Source organism: Fuchsiella alkaliacetigena (assembly GCF_023227765.1).
GTDB lineage: Bacteria > Bacillota > Halanaerobiia > Halobacteroidales > Acetohalobiaceae > Fuchsiella > Fuchsiella alkaliacetigena.
The window spans coordinates 1-17,251 of record NZ_JALKBZ010000024.1 but is presented as its reverse complement, the minus strand read 5'-3'; the positions used below and the strand labels follow the sequence as shown (position 1 = coordinate 17,251).

Annotated in this window: 17 protein-coding genes, 1 riboswitch and 1 other annotated feature; all 17 genes read right to left on the bottom strand. The window is 35.9% G+C overall.

The features are described from left to right. Nucleotides 1–17: 17 nt before the first annotated feature. The 17 genes from pheS to infC all read right to left on the bottom strand — a co-directional run bounded on the left by pheS (nt 18) and on the right by infC (nt 16,933). Complete coding sequence (gene pheS / locus MWH30_RS08260; RefSeq protein WP_248663598.1) at nt 18–1,037, bottom strand: phenylalanine--tRNA ligase subunit alpha; 1,020 nt, start codon at nt 1,035–1,037, stop codon at nt 18–20. 54 nt (nt 1,038–1,091) lie between these two features. Next, nucleotides 1,092–1,297 (bottom strand) — a binding site (T-box leader). 257 nt (nt 1,298–1,554) lie between these two features. Then, entirely contained in the window at nt 1,555–2,352 is a 798-nt protein-coding gene (locus tag MWH30_RS08255) for a TrmH family RNA methyltransferase (protein WP_248663597.1), read from the bottom strand. A 2-nt stretch (nt 2,353–2,354) separates the two neighbouring features. Next, nucleotides 2,355–3,539: a cation:proton antiporter gene (locus tag MWH30_RS08250; RefSeq protein ID WP_248663596.1), complete on the bottom strand. Its 1,185-nt coding sequence runs from the start codon at nt 3,537–3,539 to the stop codon at nt 2,355–2,357. Beyond that, nucleotides 3,540–4,034, bottom strand: coding sequence for a cation:proton antiporter regulatory subunit (locus tag MWH30_RS08245; protein ID WP_248663595.1), 495 nt, complete (start codon nt 4,032–4,034; stop codon nt 3,540–3,542). Nucleotides 4,035–4,109: 75 nt separating this feature from the next. Further along, a complete protein-coding gene (locus tag MWH30_RS08240; RefSeq protein WP_248663594.1) occupies nt 4,110–5,438 on the bottom strand; it encodes a TrkH family potassium uptake protein in 1,329 nt (442 codons plus the stop codon). A gap of 83 nt (nt 5,439–5,521) precedes the next feature. Continuing rightward, nucleotides 5,522–7,003: a TrkH family potassium uptake protein gene (locus MWH30_RS08235; RefSeq protein WP_248663593.1), complete on the bottom strand. Its 1,482-nt coding sequence runs from the start codon at nt 7,001–7,003 to the stop codon at nt 5,522–5,524. A 3-nt stretch (nt 7,004–7,006) separates the two neighbouring features. Further along, the gene (locus MWH30_RS08230; protein WP_248663592.1) at nt 7,007–7,678 is read right to left on the bottom strand and encodes a potassium channel family protein; all 672 of its coding nucleotides are present in this window, start codon (nt 7,676–7,678) and stop codon (nt 7,007–7,009) included. A gap of 16 nt (nt 7,679–7,694) precedes the next feature. Further along, a complete protein-coding gene (locus MWH30_RS08225; protein WP_248663591.1) occupies nt 7,695–8,096 on the bottom strand; it encodes a potassium channel family protein in 402 nt (133 codons plus the stop codon). 20 nt (nt 8,097–8,116) lie between these two features. Then, entirely contained in the window at nt 8,117–8,830 is a 714-nt protein-coding gene (locus MWH30_RS08220) for a response regulator (protein ID WP_248663590.1), read from the bottom strand. Nucleotides 8,831–8,843: 13 nt separating this feature from the next. Then, nucleotides 8,844–9,203: a response regulator transcription factor gene (locus MWH30_RS08215; protein WP_248663589.1), complete on the bottom strand. Its 360-nt coding sequence runs from the start codon at nt 9,201–9,203 to the stop codon at nt 8,844–8,846. A gap of 11 nt (nt 9,204–9,214) precedes the next feature. Then, nucleotides 9,215–11,056 carry a HAMP domain-containing sensor histidine kinase gene (locus tag MWH30_RS08210; RefSeq protein ID WP_248663588.1) on the bottom strand — a complete coding sequence of 614 codons (1,842 nt, stop codon included), beginning with the start codon at nt 11,054–11,056 and terminating at the stop codon, nt 9,215–9,217. Between the two features lie 86 nt (nt 11,057–11,142). Next, nucleotides 11,143–13,449: an amino acid permease gene (locus MWH30_RS08205; protein ID WP_248663587.1), complete on the bottom strand. Its 2,307-nt coding sequence runs from the start codon at nt 13,447–13,449 to the stop codon at nt 11,143–11,145. 24 nt (nt 13,450–13,473) lie between these two features. Continuing rightward, entirely contained in the window at nt 13,474–14,121 is a 648-nt protein-coding gene (locus tag MWH30_RS08200) for a potassium channel family protein (RefSeq protein ID WP_282706255.1), read from the bottom strand. A 21-nt stretch (nt 14,122–14,142) separates the two neighbouring features. Continuing rightward, nucleotides 14,143–15,486 (bottom strand): TrkH family potassium uptake protein, encoded by a 1,344-nt coding sequence (locus MWH30_RS08195; protein WP_248663585.1) that lies wholly within the window; start codon nt 15,484–15,486, stop codon nt 14,143–14,145. A gap of 78 nt (nt 15,487–15,564) precedes the next feature. Next, nucleotides 15,565–15,734: riboswitch (cyclic di-AMP (ydaO/yuaA leader) on the bottom strand. A gap of 84 nt (nt 15,735–15,818) precedes the next feature. Continuing rightward, nucleotides 15,819–16,172, bottom strand: a complete 354-nt coding sequence (gene rplT / locus MWH30_RS08190) for a 50S ribosomal protein L20 (RefSeq protein WP_248663584.1) — start codon at nt 16,170–16,172, stop codon at nt 15,819–15,821. 35 nt (nt 16,173–16,207) lie between these two features. After that, nucleotides 16,208–16,405, bottom strand: a complete 198-nt coding sequence (rpmI, locus tag MWH30_RS08185; protein WP_248663583.1) for a 50S ribosomal protein L35 — start codon at nt 16,403–16,405, stop codon at nt 16,208–16,210. A gap of 30 nt (nt 16,406–16,435) precedes the next feature. After that, a complete protein-coding gene (gene infC, locus MWH30_RS08180) occupies nt 16,436–16,933 on the bottom strand; it encodes a translation initiation factor IF-3 (protein WP_372494150.1) in 498 nt (165 codons plus the stop codon). Between the last annotated feature and the right edge of the window lie 318 nt (nt 16,934–17,251).

Here is a 17,251-nt window from a genome sequence, read left to right as displayed (position 1 = left end):
TACCTCCTCAATTTAAATTAAAACTGCTCTAAAAATCGCATATCATTTTCATAAAAGAGTCGAATATCGGTAATTCCGTACTTCAACATCGCAATTCTTTCCACTCCCATTCCAAAAGCGAAACCGCTCACTTCCTGGGGATCTAAACCGGACATCTCTAAGACGCGCGGGTGCACCATCCCCGAACCTAAAATCTCTAACCAACCGGTCTGTGAACAGACTCGACAGCCTTCCCCAGCACAGACAATACAAGAAACATCCACCTCAGCACTAGGCTCAGTAAAGGGAAAATAGCTTGGTCTAAAGCGTACTTCCCGGTCTGCTCCAAACATTTCTTGGGCAAACTCAATTAAAATTCCCTTTAGCTGGCTAAAAGAAATATCCTGACCTACCATTAAACCTTCTACCTGATGAAAAACTGGCGAGTGATTAGCATCTACCTCATCCACTCGATAAACTCGCCCCGGAGCAATAATTCTAATCGGTACTTCAGACTGCTTCATAGTTCTAATCTGTACCGGCGAAGTATGAGTTCTTAACAGAATATCTGCGGATATATAAAAAGAATCCTGCATATCACGGGCCGGATGGGTTTTAGGAATATTTAAAGCTTCGAAGTTATAGTAATCCTTCTCTACCTCCGGGCCCTCAGCAATGCTAAAACCTAATCCTAAAAAAACCTCTTTAATCTCAGCTAAAGTCTGAGTCAAAGGATGCTGATAACCGTACCCCTCTTTAACCCCTGGTAAGGTAACATCTATCTGCTCTTCCTCCAACTTCTTTTGCTTAAGTAACTCCTTTAGCTCTTCTTCCTTATCCTCAATCAAAGCCTCCAGTCTAGACTTAATCTGATTACCTAGCTTACCCACCACTGGTCTCTGTTCCGGCTCTAAGTCACCTATTCCTTGCAAAATTTCAGTAACCTGGCCTTTTTTTCCTAAATACTTAACTCTTAACTCTTCTAAACCATCTAAATCTGTTGCTTCTTTTATAGCTGCTTTAGCCTCTGCTTCAATATTTTCCAATTTCTCTTCCATATTTTATTTCCTCCTTCAAAACTATCTTAAAATATAAAAAAGCCCTCGCGTCCTGTCAGGGACGAGAGAGCTCGTGGTACCACCCTAGTTAAAACTCTTACTCCTGTTAACGGTAGGAAGCCGATCTAACCTACTTATCTATTCAGCCGATAGCTCCAGAGTGAATTTCATTTAGAATATCTTGCAGATACTCGCAGTCAATGGTATCTACTCCCTTAAAAGATTAACTCTAAACTACTTTACTCCTTCATCACCTTTACCCTATATTGAATTATCTAAAATTTTATGTTTGATTATGAGTCTAAAAAAGATCTATAAGCTAGATAAGCTTCTATAGAACCCGTCTTTTCAAAAATCCTCCAAAACCAAACTGCGGTCAGCATTAAAGACCACACCCTTTCAAGGAGTTTTAAGTCCCTTATTTGAAATAAATTATATCACACCTAAATCACCTTGACAAGTGATTATAAAATTTTATCTCTGAACATTAAAAAACTCCTTCAATTAAAATAAAAAGTTAAGCCCTCTGCCTAACAATCTCATAAAGCATTACTCCAGTAGCAATAGCTACATTCAGAGATTCTGCACCTTCAGTGAGAGGAATTTTTACTTTTGAGTCAGCTAAAGCTAATGTTTCCGGCTGCGGGCCCGCTCCTTCATTCCCTACTACCACTGCCGTAGGCTGAGTATAGTCTAATTGATAGTAATAGTCTTCAGCCCCAAGATCACCAACTACAATCTGTAGTTCTTCTTTTAGCAGTAGTTCTTCTAGTTCAGCGGGCCCTTCCAAATTAAAGATCGGTACTCTAAATAGGGCCCCCATAGTGGCCCGAATAGTCTTTAAGTTATAAATATCAACGGTGCCCTTTAATAAAAACACTCCGTCTACTCCGGCCCCATCGGCCGTTCTGATGATAGTTCCTAAGTTCCCCGGATCTTGCACTCGATCTACTACTAAATAAAAGTCATTCTCCTCAGCCAGAAAGTCACTGATCTCAAATTGAGGCTGATCTACAATAGCTATGATTCCTTGCGGAGTTTCAGTATCTGCTAGCTCTGCTAGCAAGGAATCAGTTATCTCTATCACTTCAGCTTCAGCTTTTAAATCTTCAATTAATTCTTGGCTCTGCTGGTCTGTTAAAAAGTCCGCCGAATAAAAGACTTGATGGATCTCAGCCTCTGCTGCTAAGGCATCGCTGATAATTCTACTCCCCTCTAAGATGAATTTCTGATGCTCCCGGCGATATTTTTTTTTGTATAAGGAGCGCAGAAATTTAATTTTAGAATTATGTAAGCTAGAAATTATTTCGGACATTATTAGTCAATTCCTCCCTTTTCCTGACTCTGAAGAAAAGCAAAGCTAATACTCCTATCAAGCTTTGCACTTAATACCGGAGCCTTCTTAAAAAAGAAAACTCCTAAAAAAGCAATCAACACTATATAAATACCAGCAAAACTTCTCAAAGCAACTGGAGCTAAAGCAGCTATAATTGCCGAAAATTCTCCTCGTTGTACTAAAGAAAAACCTCCTCTTAAAGCCACCTTTTGTTTCAACCCAAAGGCTTTGCCTCCTAAATAAGCTACTAACATTTTAGCAATAATTGACCATACTATTAAAGCAATTAACAATATAGGCCATTCTATTCCTCCTCCTAAATAAATCGTCGTTCCAAACCAGAAGAAAAAGAAAGGCAAAGTAATATTTCGCAAAGGTAAAATTAACTTCTCCAATTCATGTGCGTGCTCTATTTCCGAAAGCATAATTCCAGCTAAAAAGGCACCTAGTACTTCTGACAAACCTAAATAAATAGCTAAGCCGGAGTAAGCTAAAGCTAATCCCACTACCAAAGGAACTACAAAGTTTTCATCTAAGTACTTCTCTACAAAGCCATCCATTCTTTTAAAAACAAAATGACCCAAAACTACTGCTCCCACTGTCAATAAGATCATTCGCATAAATAATGAGCCTACAAAAGCCGGAGAAAAATTATCACCTTGATAAATACCAGCAAAAAATGAAACTAGAATAGGAGCAATTAAGTCTTCAAATATTAAAATCATCAGTATGAATTCAGTCTCTTGATTAGCTAATCTATTCTCTTCTTCTAACAGCTTAAGGGTAATTGAAGAGCTACTAGCATAAACAATAGCCCCGATAAAGAAAGAAGTTAATAAATCTAAACCAAATAAAAAGCTGATTAAAAAGCTAATCCCTACATTAAAAACCACATCCAGTGAAGCAGCTAACCAGCCTTTAGGTAGTATCTCCATCATTCGACTCAGGGGAAACTCCAAACCTAATAAAAAAAATAGCAATACAATCCCTATCTCAGCTATTAAATGTAAAGCAGGAGGGCTTTCTATAAAAAAACTACCCCCAATCCCTAACAAGATAAATACTATCAAGGAGGAAAAATTAAATCTATAGGATAGATAATCAAATAAACCTAATATTAATAACATTAGTCCACCCAATAAAAGAAATAAGTCAAAGTCAATCATCTATCCTTCCAACTCCCCGTAACACATTTCTTTAAAGTAATTTATAGCCTCTTTTTTACCAGTTACCATTATAATATCACCATTAATCATTTTTTCCTCTGGATCTGGACTGCCAATAAAACTTTCTCCTCTTTTAATCCCTAGTATAGTAACCCCTGTTTTAGCTCTCAAATCAGTTTCAATAATAGTCTTATCAGTTAAACATGAAGTAGGCTTAACCTCAACCCATTCGATTAATATATCATCATGTAACATCCGAGCCTGTTTTTCAGTTGCTGGCTGATAGTCTGAACCCATTATTAAAGCACCAATTTCCCGAGCTTCCAAGTCTGTAAGCTGAACACTGAACTTAGCTTCATCATCCTCTTCATCATCTAAAAAATATAACTCTCTTTTACCATTATGATGAATTATCAAAACTAAAATTTCATCTTCAGTAGTTTTTAAAGAATATTTTTTTCCTATTCCAAATAGATCTGATTTTTTTATTTCCATTGATATGCCCCCTAATCTTAATTTTTCCTACCTAGACATATGGTATCAAAACATATCAATGTTGACAAGCAATTATCAACCAATAAGTATTTTCTCCTCCGGATAACGAAGCTTACCCTGACGCTCTTTTTCGCCAATGGCTATAGCTAAGGTAAGCGGGCCCACTCTACCCAAAAACATACTTAAAATAATCATCACTCTACCAATACTACTTAAATCACCCGTAACTCCCGTAGATAAGCCTACCGTTCCGTAAGCTGAAACCGATTCAAATAAAACCGCTAAAAAATTAGCCTCTTCGGTAATAGTCAGTACCATAGTCACTACTAAAATCCAAAAAAGAGAAATTATAATTACAGCTAAAGCTTTATAAATAGTAGCTCGCCCCAATCTACGTTTAAAAAGCTCTACTTCATCACTGCCCTGGGCTAAACTATAAACCACCGCCAGTAAAGCCCCAATAGTAGTAGTTTTCAATCCTCCTCCGGTAGAACCTGGGGATGCACCAATAAACATCAAAATTATAGTAAAAAATAGACTAGCCTCGGTCATTTTTCCAATCGGAATCGTATTAAAACCAGCAGTCCGCGGGGTCACTCCTTGAAAGTAAGCAGCTATAACTCTTTCTTTTAAGGAAGAGTACTGTAAAGTAGCTGGATTAAAAGACTCTAAAGCAAAAATAACTAGGCTACCTAGTAAAATCAAAGAAATAGTAACTGTTAAGACCAGCTTAGTATTTAGAGAAAGATTATTCAAACTACGTTTGCGATAAAGATCAGCGATTACTGCAAAGCCAATTCCACCAATGATAAACAGCGAAGTAATTATTAAATTAACATATAATTCCCCACTAAAAGCCTCCAAACTATCAGCCCAAAGAGCAAAACCAGCATTACAAAAAGCAGAAATAGCGTGAAAAACAGAGTAATAAGCTGCTTTAGATGCTGAATAAGTAAATATAAACCTTAGGAAAAGCAAAACAGCCCCCAGCAGTTCAATGCCGAAGGTTAATAGACTTACGTATCTGACTAAATTAATCAAGCCATCTAAATTAAAATAGTTGAGCTCTTCTTGAATAATTATCCGTTCATTTAGATTAATCTTTCTACCTAATAGTAAGGCTAGAATAGTAGAACTAGTCATAAATCCTAAACCGCCAATCTGAATTAAGAGCAAAATTACCGACTGACCAAAGAGTGAAAAGTAACTGCCAGTATCCACCACTATCAAACCGGTCACCGCCGTAGCTGAAGTAGCAGTAAACAGAGCATCTAGCAAATTTAATCCCTGTTCACCAGCAGTAGCTATCGGCAAAGATAAGAGGATAGTGCCGATTATAATTACGATAACATAGCCTACAGCCAAAAACCTAGCTGGTGATACAGCTCTACTTTCTAAATTCATAAATAGTCTCCCCCCAAGCTATATAGCTTAATATCTCCACTTTAATAGCTAATTATAACTTGGGAGTTTGTGAAAACTTATTTTTAATTACTTCTAGCTATCAATTTCAGATCTCTAATTAATTTTACTGTAGCAAAGAAGATTACAAAAAACTCCAATCTACCTAAAGTCATGCCCACAATTTCTGTCCAAAGAATAATTTTTGGTGCATCAGGAGCAGTAATTCCAATTGATAGACCTACAGTACTCAGCGCCGAAGCAAATTCAAACATAGATTCCTGTAATTTATAACCTTGAGTCAAGAAAATTAAAACTCCAGTAAAATAAGTTATTAAATAAAGTAAAATATAGTTAGCTATCTCTCGAACATGGCCCGGCTCTATATATAGCTTTTTCTCTCCTCGCCAAATATAGTTTTTAACTACGATATTTTCAGGTTGAAAATGAGACTTCAAGTTCCATACCAGAGATTTAAAAGATAAATAAATCCGATACAGTTTAATACCTCCAGCAGTAGAACCAGTTCCTCCTCCAATTAACATTAAGATAACCATAGCTAAAATTCCAAAATCGTTCCAATTGCTAAATACTTCAATAGAAAAACCAGTAGTAGATAAACCAGAAATCACCGAAAAAATTGACACCCGCCAAGCTTGACCTAAGCTTTCATATAAACCTTGCAAAGAAAAATAAGCAATTATGGGAATAAAGAAAGTCATTAAAAAAGTTAAAATCCTAATTTCTCCATTTTTAAAGAAGGTTTTATAATCCCCTCTTAAAAGCACATAATGAGTAGCGAAATTAATAGTTCCCAATAACATTAAAATATAGGTAATCAACTCTATAGAAATACTATTCCAAGCTCCAATGCTGGCTACTTTAGTGGAAAATCCTCCCGTAGACAAAGCAGCTATTGAATGGTTAAAAGCATGAAATAAACTCATCCCCGCTAACCAATACAAGACAATACCGGCCAAAGTATAACCAGAATAGATAGTCATAATCAATTTAGTAGAACGACGCACATGAGGTAATAACTTATCCGATCTACCTTCAGCTTGGTAAAGCCCTAGTCCATGTGGACCAATAATTGCCGATAGCATAATTACAGCTAATCCCGCTCCACCAAAAAACTGCATTAAACTTCTCCATAATAAAAATAAATTGGAAGTTTCAGCTTCATTGATTACTGACAGTCCAGTAGTAGTCCAACCACTAACTGCTTCAAAAATAGCATTAGTAAAGTTCAATTTATCGGCTAGAAGAAAGGGAAAGCTAGAAAAAAGAATAGCTATTATCCAAGCACCTAGGACTATTATTCCTCCTTCTTCCAAAGATAAAATTACATCTGTGGAGTTATTTTTTCCAAACTTCCAAAATATAAGTCCTAAGCTTATTGCCAATAAGGCCGGCCACAAAAAATAATTCAGATGATCAATTTCACTCGGATAAAATACCAAAAATAACAAAGGTAACAACAGAAAAAAACCAACTGCTATGGTTAATATCCCTAAATACTTAACTATCAACCTATATCTATTTTTCAAAACTTCAATGTATCTCATAGTTTAACCTCCATTTTCAGAACCTAAAAGAACATTAAAAACTTGGCCCTGATTTTCCGGCATAGTAATAGCAATCACCTTATCTCCTACCAATAACTCAGTATCTCCACTAGGAATAACTACCTCTTCTTTTCTAATAATTGAACCCAAAATAGACTCTTTAGGTAATTGTACCTCTTTTAATCGCTTTCCTACAACTGGAGAATCATTATTAATAACCACTTCACTAATTGTAACTCTTCCCTCTTCTACTGGTAATAAGTTAGTTATATCATCAACCGCTACTTTCTGTTCGATCAAAGAAGAAACAATAGAAGTAGTACTAATCACTTTAGTAACACCTAACTTTTGAAAAATCCATTCATTAGTGGGGTTATTTACCAAAGCAAAGGTCTTTGGTACATCAAATTTCAATTCTGCTAATTGACAAATAAACAAGTTATCCTGATCATTAGGAGTTAAGGCTACCACTAAATCGGCCTGCAAAGCTCCAGCATCTTCTAAAATCCGTGGGTCTGAACCATCACCACAGATAATATTAGCTTTTAGCTTTTTAGCTAATATTTCACAGTAATCTCGGTCTAAATTTATAATTGAAACCTCATATCCTTTAGAAAAAAATGTTTTCGCTAAGAAATAAACTACTTTTCCTCCACCAATAATTATTACTTTCATCCTTTATTCACCTTCCTTAACTATCAAAGATAGCTCTTTCAAACTCCATTACCGAAAGGGTAGTTGGACAAACGGTATCAATCTCCATTTGTCTGTAAATTTCCTCCCTGCGGGGAGCAAAAACTCTAGCTAAAACTTTAGATATCCCAAATATCTCTTTAGCAATTTGAGCAATCATGGAATTAACATTATCATTAGTAGTAGTAGCAACAACTACATCAGCTTGTTCAATTTTAGCCTCTTCAAGTATTTCAAATTCTGTAGCATCCCCCAAAAGAGTAAAACCTGTAAATTCAGATGTTAAGTTATTAAAAGCACTCTCTTTTTTATCAATAACCACTACTTCTTCACCTTTTTTTGAAAGAGAGTTAGCTAAATAAGAACCTGCTTTACCACAACCAACTATTAAAATATACATAATTAATCACCTCAACCTTTTCACTTACTATTTCTAGTCTCTTCCTTATTATCAGTTTCCTGATAATAATCTTCACCTAAGTTCATACCCTGTAACTTATAATCAAACTTACTCGTTCTTTCCAAATTATCTTGAGCCGGCTTATAAGTTGGGTCCAAAGCTAAAGCAGCCCGATACTGCTTTTGAGCCTCTTTTACTTTACCATCAAGTTCCAATAAAACTCCTAATAAATTAAAAGGCTCAGGTTGACTAGAATCAATACTAATAGCTTCTCTTAAAGTTTCAACAGCTCTATCGTACTGACGTTGATTAATACAGGACTTAGCAAACTCAACATATGAGCCAAAGTCTACTAACTCCTCTTCATCAAGCTCTTTTCTAGCTAATATCTGGTCTACTATATTTCTAATCTCTGTAGGCGAAAAAGGCTTTCTTAAATAATCACAAGCACCTAATTTCATACTTTCTACCGCTGTTTCAATAGTACCATAGGCAGTTATCATTATTACTTCAATTTTAGAATCAATCTTTTTTAACTTTTTTAAAGTTTCTATTCCATCCATTCCAGGCATCTTCATATCTAACAGAACCAAATCATATTCTTGCTCCGAAAATTTACTTATCCCATCCTCTCCATTAACCGCAGTTTCCACCTCATAATCCCCTACTTCTAAGCAACTACTTAAAGTCTTACGAATATTTTTCTCATCATCTATAACTAAAACCCTAACCACTACTATCACTCCTTTAAATATTTTCTTCAACCTTAGTCAGTAGTTCTTCAGGCTCAAAAGGCTTAACTAAATAGTCTGCTGCTCCTAACTGCATAGCCTTTTGAATATCCTTCTGTTCTGATTTAACACTTAAAACCACTATCGGAATTTCTTTAGTTTCCTCATCTTCCTGCAATGCTTCACAAACTAAATAACCATTTAACTTAGGCAATAAGATATCCAGTAATATTAAGTCCGGTTTTTCAGCAAAAGCTCTCTCCACAGCAGTTACTCCATTCCTTACTACCGTTACTTGATAACCAGCCTCTTCTAGACATATTTTAATAGCTAAAATTATATTCTTATCGTCTTCTACTAATAATATCTTACTCATTATTCTTCCTCCTATTTAGCCACAGGTAGAGTAAAAGTAAAAGTGCTTCCTTGATCAACTTCACTTTCTACCCAAATCTTTCCACTATGAGCCTCCACTATTTCTCTTACAATAGCCAATCCTAGCCCAGTACCACTAACATTAATAGCAGCATCTCCTTTTACTCGCACAAACTTATCAAAAATCTTATCATGATACTCCTCTGGTATTCCAATTCCAGTATCAATTACCGATACATAAACTCGTTTTCCTTTTTGATTAGCTTTAACCTTTACTTGACCCTCTCCTTTAGTATAACGTAAGGCATTACCTATTAGATTACTTAAAACCCAGACTATCTTATTAGGATCAGCTTTAACTGGTGGTAAGTCAGCAGGTATTTTCTTTAAAAGCTCAATCTGCTGTTCTTGTGCTTGTTTTTGCAAGGGTCTCACAGAAGCCTCTACTAAATCAGCTAAATCCACATCATCAAACTCAATCTGAATTTCTCCCGACTCTATCTTAGATAAATCCAATAAATCATCTACCAGCTCTATTAATCTTTGACAGTCTTCATAAGCTGCTGCCAATAAATCATGTTGGTTTTTATTTAGTCCTCCTGGAGTTTCTTCCAACAAGAGACTTAGCCCCATATTCATAGAAGTTAAAGGAGTCCGAAACTCATGCGAAGCAGTAGAAACAAAATCTGATTTCAAATCATCAATTTCTTTCAAATGAGTTATATCATCCAATAAGGTAATAACTCTATTTACCCTTTCTTCTTTACCAGGTACTGGAGTGACCATCAATCTATAATAGCGTTCTTGTTCTTCAAAGTCCATCTTTAAAACTTCCTGCTTATTATCGGATTTTAAACCTTCTTCTTCAGCTACTTGTTCAATCTTTTGAAAAATTCTCTCTTCCTTAATAACCTCTAAAAAGTGCTTGCCTATTACTTCCTCTTCACTAATTTGAAACAGTCTTTCAGCTATTGGATTCAAAAGAACAATTCGATGCTCTTTATCAGTAACAATGATTGGACTATCGATACTCTTCACTATAGCTTCTGACTTATTTTTTTCAGCTATCAGTTTAGTAACATTCATTTCCTCATATTCCTTTAATCTTTCAGTCATTTGATTAAACTCATAAGCTAGTTCGCCAATTTCATCCTTGGAGTTAACCTTAATTTCTTGGGTCAAATCTCCTTCTCCTACCTTCTTCACTGTTTTAATTAGCTTTTCAGTAGGTTTTAAGATCAAATTAGAAATATAAATTCCAAATACTAAAGCAAATATAATAGCTAAAATCGAAACAATAGCTGTAGAATAAACAGCCTCATTAGCATTGCTGTTAGCTTTTTGTTGAGCACTAACCATTGCTTCCTGATTAACTGTTAATAACTCTTGCGCCCACTCTTTAACTTGATTAAAGTGAGGCATAATCTCTGCTAAATAAAACTCTCTAGCCTGAGAAGAATCTTGACGATATTTAGGCTGTAATTGATCAAAGTCCTGCAAATACTTTAGATAACCGTCATTTATCCGCTTAATAATCTCCTCTTCTTCAGCAATAGTAATATTATCTTCAGCTCTAGAAAGCCACTTCAAAAACTCTCTTTCACTTTCTCTAAATAACTCTTGACCTCGTTCTTCCTTGCCAAATAAAAAGAGGAGTTGGGCGCTATCCTGTCGCTCTAAAGCGCCCATCATATTTTCAGCAGCCACTACACTCCGATAGTTTTCTACCATAATATCATTTATAGCACTGCTTAATCCCAAGAAATTATTAATCGACCACACAGCTACCCCGGTAATTAATAAAATTAAAATTAAATAGCTCGTTAAGATTTTAGTCTTTAAGCTATTAAACATAAATTGCACCTACTCCCATTACTTCTATTATTTACTTTGAATATATCCAATTCTTATTTTCCAGCCTAATAAGCTGACAAGTCTTCTTAAATATCCATTTTTTCTTCCTTAGCTATTTCTTTTTCTATTTCCTCTACCTGTTGATCATAGCGTCTTACCATCAACACTGAAGTATTAGCCTTTTCCGCTATGATATCCGGCTTAGAGCCAAATAACATATTCTTAAAGCGCCATTCCTTAGAAGCACCCATAATTATTAAGTCATAATCATAGTTAAACTCTTCAGTTAGTATTCCGCCAGTGACATCATTAGCAAAGACAACTCTAACTTCTACCTCAATTTCACCTGTTAACACATCTTCAATCTCAGCCCAAGCCTCTTCTTTTTCTTGTTCGGCATCAGCTCCTGGATTCAAGACTCTTAAGACCGTTACTTTGCTTTCCTCTGGATAGTTAAAAGCTAGACGTTGAGCAACTTCAACTCCCCAATGAGCATGCTCGCTACCGCGATAAGGAATTAAGATATTCTTGATCTTTTCCAAACCATTATCCTTTAAAACACCAACCGGACAAGGAGCTAATCTGATTAATTTTTTAACTAAACTGCTCCGTATCTTTGATTTATTAAAAGTTCCGTGCCAGCCTAAAAGCAAAAAGTCAATTTGTTCTTTTTTAATCAAATTATGGATTGCTTTAAATCTATCTCGCGAATAAATAATTCTAGGATTTATTAAAACATTTTCTCTTTCTCCAAAGTCTGCTGCTACTTGAAGTATATCTTTCTGCACATCCCTATGCTTTGCTAAAAAATCCTCCTTCTGTTTAGCCACATCCAGCGGCACTTGACTCGGAATTTCAATTATATTTAAAGCAGTAGCTTCAGCAAAGGTAGCAGCCGACTTCAGCATCTCAGCCGTAATTCTCAACAAAGCATTCTCAGTTTTAGGATTTGCTACTGGAGTTAAAACCTGATATCCTTCTTCTACAATTAACTCTTCTGCTACAGGCTTCTCTGCTACCTCCGGTATTACTTTCTCTTCAACAGCTAATTTGCCTGTTAAGGCAGCTTGCCAACCTATATCATCAACTACTGCCTTTACTTTTGATCTCTTCTTACCCCAAACAAAGTACCAAATCAAGCCCAACATTATTAGTCCTACTGCACTTAGAATAGTAGCCGTTCCAGATAAAAAGATAATTCCAAAAGATGAAATCGCACCAAGAATTGGTAACCAAGGAGCACCCGGAGCCTTATATTCCGGTTCATAACCTTCTGGAGGATTAGCTCTCATAATCAATACAGCTAAGTTAATTAAACCATAATTAATTAAGGTCAATACTCCTGCTGACTTAGATAAAAATTCAACATTAGTAGTTAAAATCAAAATTGGAGTCAAAACTCCTGCTATTAAAATAGCCCTATAAGGAGTTAAGAACTTTTCGTGAATTTCATTAATCCATTCCGGCAAAGTTCGGTCTCTTCCCATAGCAAAGCTAATCCTCGTAGAAGCTAAAACACTAGCATTAGCCGAAGAAGCAGTAGCCAATAAAGCAGCAAAAGTAATAGCTATTACTCCTAATGCTCCAGCAAAGGTCTGAGCTGCTTCCACTAAGGGAGCTTCGATATTAATTATCCCTTGATAAGGAATAATTCCCGAAGTAACCAGTATCACTACTACATAAAATATAGTAGGAATCAACACTGAACCCATTAAGGCTCGAGGCATTGTATAACCTGGATCTTTAACCTCTTCCCCAACTGCCGCAATTTCTCCAAAGCCTATAAAGGAGACAAATACTAAAGCAGTAGTAGGTAAAATCTGACCAGTACCATGAGGAAGAAAGGGAGACCAATTAGCAAAATCAACATTAAAAAATCCCCAAACTACAAACACAGTTAAAATAGATATCAAAGCTCCGGTAATTATATTTTGCATTCGCCCAGTCTCTTTAGCTCCAATGTAATTAATTCCAATAAATAAAAATCCAGCTATAATAGCTAATAAATTATCATTCAATGGTAAAAATAATGCTAAATACTCACCAAAACCTTTAAGATAAAAGGCAACCGCAAAGGTTAGACTCAACCACAGCGAAAAACCAGAAATAGTCCCTAAAAAAGAACCCATTGCTCGGGAAACATAAAAGTATAAACCTCCACTTTTAGGCATTCCGCTAGCTAATTCAGAGGTACTGGAAGCGGTAATCATAGCCGATATCCCAGCCAAAATATAAGCAAAAATTGCTCCCGGGCCCGCTGCATCAATAGCAAAACGAGGTAGAATAAATATCCCAGCCCCAATCATAACTCCAATTCCAATAGTTAAAGTTTCTGTTAAACCTAAGTCTTTAGCCAAATCGTCAGACTGCTTAAAATCTTGTCCATGAGCCATAAGTTTAAATCCTCCTAATCTTTATTAATGCTCCTTAATCCTCTCCAAATTCTTTTCATGCCCCATTACTATCAAAATATCCCTAGCTTGAATCTCATCAGTCGCTTCCGGATTAACATTGATCTCTTGCCCCCGCATAATTGCAATTACATTAATCCCGAACTTGGCCCTCAAATCCAACTCCTTTAAAGTATGACCAATTAACTTATCGGTAGCTACCACCTCAATAATACTATAGTCAGGCGCCAACTCTATATAGTCCAAAACATTAGAAGTTACTAAATTCTTAGCAACTCTAACCCCCATATCCATCTCCGGATATACTACCTTATCAGCACCAATCTTATTTAGTAGCTTACCGTGCATCTCATTTTGAGCCTTAGCTAATACATACTCCACCCCTAACTCCTTTAGTATTAAAGTAGTCATCACGCTAGACTGAATATCATCACCAATACTAACTACCGCTGCATCGAAATTACAGACTCCTAAGCTCTTTAAAGCACACTCATCGGTAGAGTCAGCCTGTACAGAGTGAGTAACCTGATCAGCTATATTCTGAACGGGCTCTTCAGCCTTATCAATAGCTAAGACATCATGACCTTTACCTGCTAAAAAAGTAGCTACACTAACTCCAAAACGTCCTAAACCAATTACCACAAACTGCTTCATCATCAATTCCTCCTTGCTTACTTAACCAACTAAAACATCCTCTTGAGGATACCTGATATTAAGCTGCTTTTCCTTCTCGCCCACAGCTATAGCTAAAGTCAAAGGGCCTACTCGACCAGCAAACATAGTTAAAATAATTAATATCTTACTTGCCTCAGATAAGCTTCCGGTTACTCCCGTAGATAAACCTACAGTTCCAAAAGCAGATACTGCTTCAAATAAAAGATCTAAAAAAACCATATCTTCAATAACATTTAAGGCTATAGTCACTATGAAAATTAACATTAAAGAAATAGTTATAATGGCCAAAGACTTGCAAATAACCTCCTTAGCTATACGCCGTTCAAAAATCTCTATATCCCTTTTACCAGTAACAGTAGCATAAACCACTGCAAATATAATCCCAACAGTAGTAGTTTTTACTCCTCCCCCAGTAGAGCCTGGAGAAGCACCAATAAACATTAATATAATTATAAAGAAAAGTGTTGGATTTAGCAAACTGCCAGTAGCTACCGTATTAAAGCCAGCAGTCCGGGGAGTAATAGCTAAAAAGTAGGAAGCTAAAGCCTTTTCTCCCAAAGGGAGTTCTTCCATAGTAGCCGCATTAGAATATTCTAACATAAAAACCCCCATTCCAGCTACTACAATCAAAATTAAAGTCACACTTAAAACTAGCTTAGTCTGCAAAGAAAAGTTTTTAAACTTAAGTTTCCCACTATACAGCTCTGCTATTACTGCAAAGCCAATCCCGCCTAAAATAATTAAAGTAGTAATTACCAAATTAACCACAATATCTCCCGTAAAAGCTTCTAAACTATTACCAAAGATATCGAAACCCGCATTATTAAAGGCTGAAACTGAATGAAAAATCCCGTAATAAAGAGCCTTCAAAGGAGGATAATCCTGCCAAAAACGCAAAAATAAAATCAAAGCTCCACTGCCTTCAATTACAAAGGTAACTGCTAATATGTATTTAACCAAATCAATAACTCCTGATAAATTAAGCTGATCCAAATCCTGTTGTAAAACTAATCTTTGTTTTAAAGAAATTTTCTTGCCCACTATCACCGCCAATAGGGTAGACATAGTCATTAATCCTAAACCGCCAATCTGAATTAAAATTAAAATCACTATCTGGCCGTAGAGAGTAAAAAAGGTACTGGTATTCTCCACAATCAAACCCGTCACTGCCGTAGCCGAAGTGGCAGTAAATAAAGCATCTAACCAAGCCATTCCTCCCGCTTCTACAGTAGCAAAGGGTAAAGAAAGTAGTATAGTGCCTGTTAAAATAACTGTTAGATAGCCTAAAGAAAGCACTTGGGCTGGACTTAAAGTGCTAAAAACTGACCTATTATTACCTTGCACAAAACACACCACCTTAAAGAAAATTAGATATAGAAAAACCACAGACTAAGGAACACTTACCTGTGGTTAATAAAATATAGTCTTCCCCTTCTACGCTGCCGAGGTTAGCTGTCGGATTCGGACGGAAAGAGTTCACCCTACCAGCCTTCAATCTTATTACTAAGCCTGAAAGCCAGATTCACCCCAAAAAAAGTGGGTCCCCCAGTCTTAAAAGGATATATCCTTTTAAGATTAAGCGTTTTAACTATCAAATTTTAATTAGCTTTATTATACTACAACTATCAATTTATGTAAAGTAAAAGAGTATGGAAAAACTTCCATACCCTTTAAGTCTAAATATTATCTTTAGCTAAATCAACTAAATCACCAAAAGCTTGCTCATCATTGACCGCTAATTCAGCTAACATTTTTCGGTTAATATCAACCTCTGCTTCTCTTAAACCATGAATAAACCTACTATAAGAAAGACCATGCTGTCTAGCAGCAGCATTGATTCTAGTAATCCATAGCTTTCTAAAGTTTCTTTTCTTCTGCTTACGATCTCTATAAGCATAATGTAAGGACTTCAACACCTGCTCTTTAGCAGGTCTAAAAAGCTTACTTTTAGAACCAAAGTATCCTTTAGCTAACTTTAAAACCTTCTTTCTTTTCTTCAAACGTCTATTTCCTCGTTTAACGCGCGGCATCCTAATCCCTCCTTCACCTCAAAATTTATCTTCAACTACTCATAAGGTAGTAGTTCATCCAATTTTTGCTCATCACTTTTAGCAACTACAGCATTCTTTCTCAATTGCTGCTTCTTTTTACCGCTTTTTTTAGTTAACAGATGATTTCTTTTAGTCTTTTTACGCTTATACTTACCTTTAGCTGTCTTAGTGAAGCGCTTCTTAGCTCCTTTATGAGTCTTCATTTTAGGCATCGATTAATTACCTCCTTTAAAATAAATTCTCTACTTATCACTCTCGGGCGTTAAAATCATTATCATGTCGCGCCCTTCTACATTGGGCTTACTCTCTATTTTAGCCAAATCTTCTAGTTCAGCATAAAAATCTTCCATTAAATCATAACCTAAGTCTTTATGAGTAATCTCTCTACCTCTAAACTTAATCTTAACTTTAACTTTATCCTTATTATTTAAAAACCTCTTAGCCATATCTACCTTAACATTGAAGTCATGCTCTTCAATTTTAACACTCATCTGTACCTCTTTAACATTCATCACATTCTGATTCTTCTTAGCTTCCTGAGCCTTTTTAGCCTGTTCGTACTTATACTTACCATAGTCCAAAATTCTACAAACCGGTGGTTCAGCATTAGGAGCTACCTCTACTAAGTCCAAGCCCTTGTCTCTAGCTAGACTCAACCCCTTCTTTAAAGGCATAATTCCTATCTGATCACCTTCATTGTCTACTACTCGGACCTCTCTAGCTCTAATTTTTTCGTTCACTTTTAAATCCCTACTAATTTTTTACACCTCCTGAGTTTTAAAACAAAAAGATGGTCTATTTTGACATAGACCACCCGCAAAGTTCCAAATCAAGCATACTACCCCCTTATCAAAGAAGTTCTGCTTCATTATTAACCTAATCAGCTCTAGCCAATAGGTGAGAAGCGGATGGCTTCTGCTTTATTATCTTTACAAATTATAGCATACTCCACTACTAAAGTCAACATTTTAAATTTATCTACCAGGGCAATCGCATGAATAAATTTTATTTTAAAACTCAATCTTATTTCTTATACTCAGTTTGAATTTAAAAAATGC

Coding starts and splice junctions, on each gene's coding strand:
- MWH30_RS08215 (WP_248663589.1), bottom strand. CDS start 9,203: ATGAGTAAGATATTATTAGTAGAAGACGATAAGAATATAATTTTAGCT.
- MWH30_RS08200 (WP_282706255.1), bottom strand. CDS start 14,121: ATGAAGCAGTTTGTGGTAATTGGTTTAGGACGTTTTGGAGTTAGTGTA.
- MWH30_RS08245 (WP_248663595.1), bottom strand. CDS start 4,034: ATGGAAATAAAAAAATCAGATCTATTTGGAATAGGAAAAAAATATTCT.
- MWH30_RS08210 (WP_248663588.1), bottom strand. CDS start 11,056: ATGTTTAATAGCTTAAAGACTAAAATCTTAACGAGCTATTTAATTTTA.
- MWH30_RS08250 (WP_248663596.1), bottom strand. CDS start 3,539: ATGATTGACTTTGACTTATTTCTTTTATTGGGTGGACTAATGTTATTA.
- MWH30_RS08240 (WP_248663594.1), bottom strand. CDS start 5,438: ATGAATTTAGAAAGTAGAGCTGTATCACCAGCTAGGTTTTTGGCTGTA.
- MWH30_RS08230 (WP_248663592.1), bottom strand. CDS start 7,678: ATGAAAGTAATAATTATTGGTGGAGGAAAAGTAGTTTATTTCTTAGCG.
- MWH30_RS08235 (WP_248663593.1), bottom strand. CDS start 7,003: ATGAGATACATTGAAGTTTTGAAAAATAGATATAGGTTGATAGTTAAG.
- MWH30_RS08205 (WP_248663587.1), bottom strand. CDS start 13,449: ATGGCTCATGGACAAGATTTTAAGCAGTCTGACGATTTGGCTAAAGAC.
- pheS (WP_248663598.1), bottom strand. CDS start 1,037: ATGGAAGAGAAATTGGAAAATATTGAAGCAGAGGCTAAAGCAGCTATA.
- MWH30_RS08225 (WP_248663591.1), bottom strand. CDS start 8,096: ATGTATATTTTAATAGTTGGTTGTGGTAAAGCAGGTTCTTATTTAGCT.
- rpmI (WP_248663583.1), bottom strand. CDS start 16,405: ATGCCTAAAATGAAGACTCATAAAGGAGCTAAGAAGCGCTTCACTAAG.
- rplT (WP_248663584.1), bottom strand. CDS start 16,172: ATGCCGCGCGTTAAACGAGGAAATAGACGTTTGAAGAAAAGAAAGAAG.
- MWH30_RS08255 (WP_248663597.1), bottom strand. CDS start 2,352: ATGTCCGAAATAATTTCTAGCTTACATAATTCTAAAATTAAATTTCTG.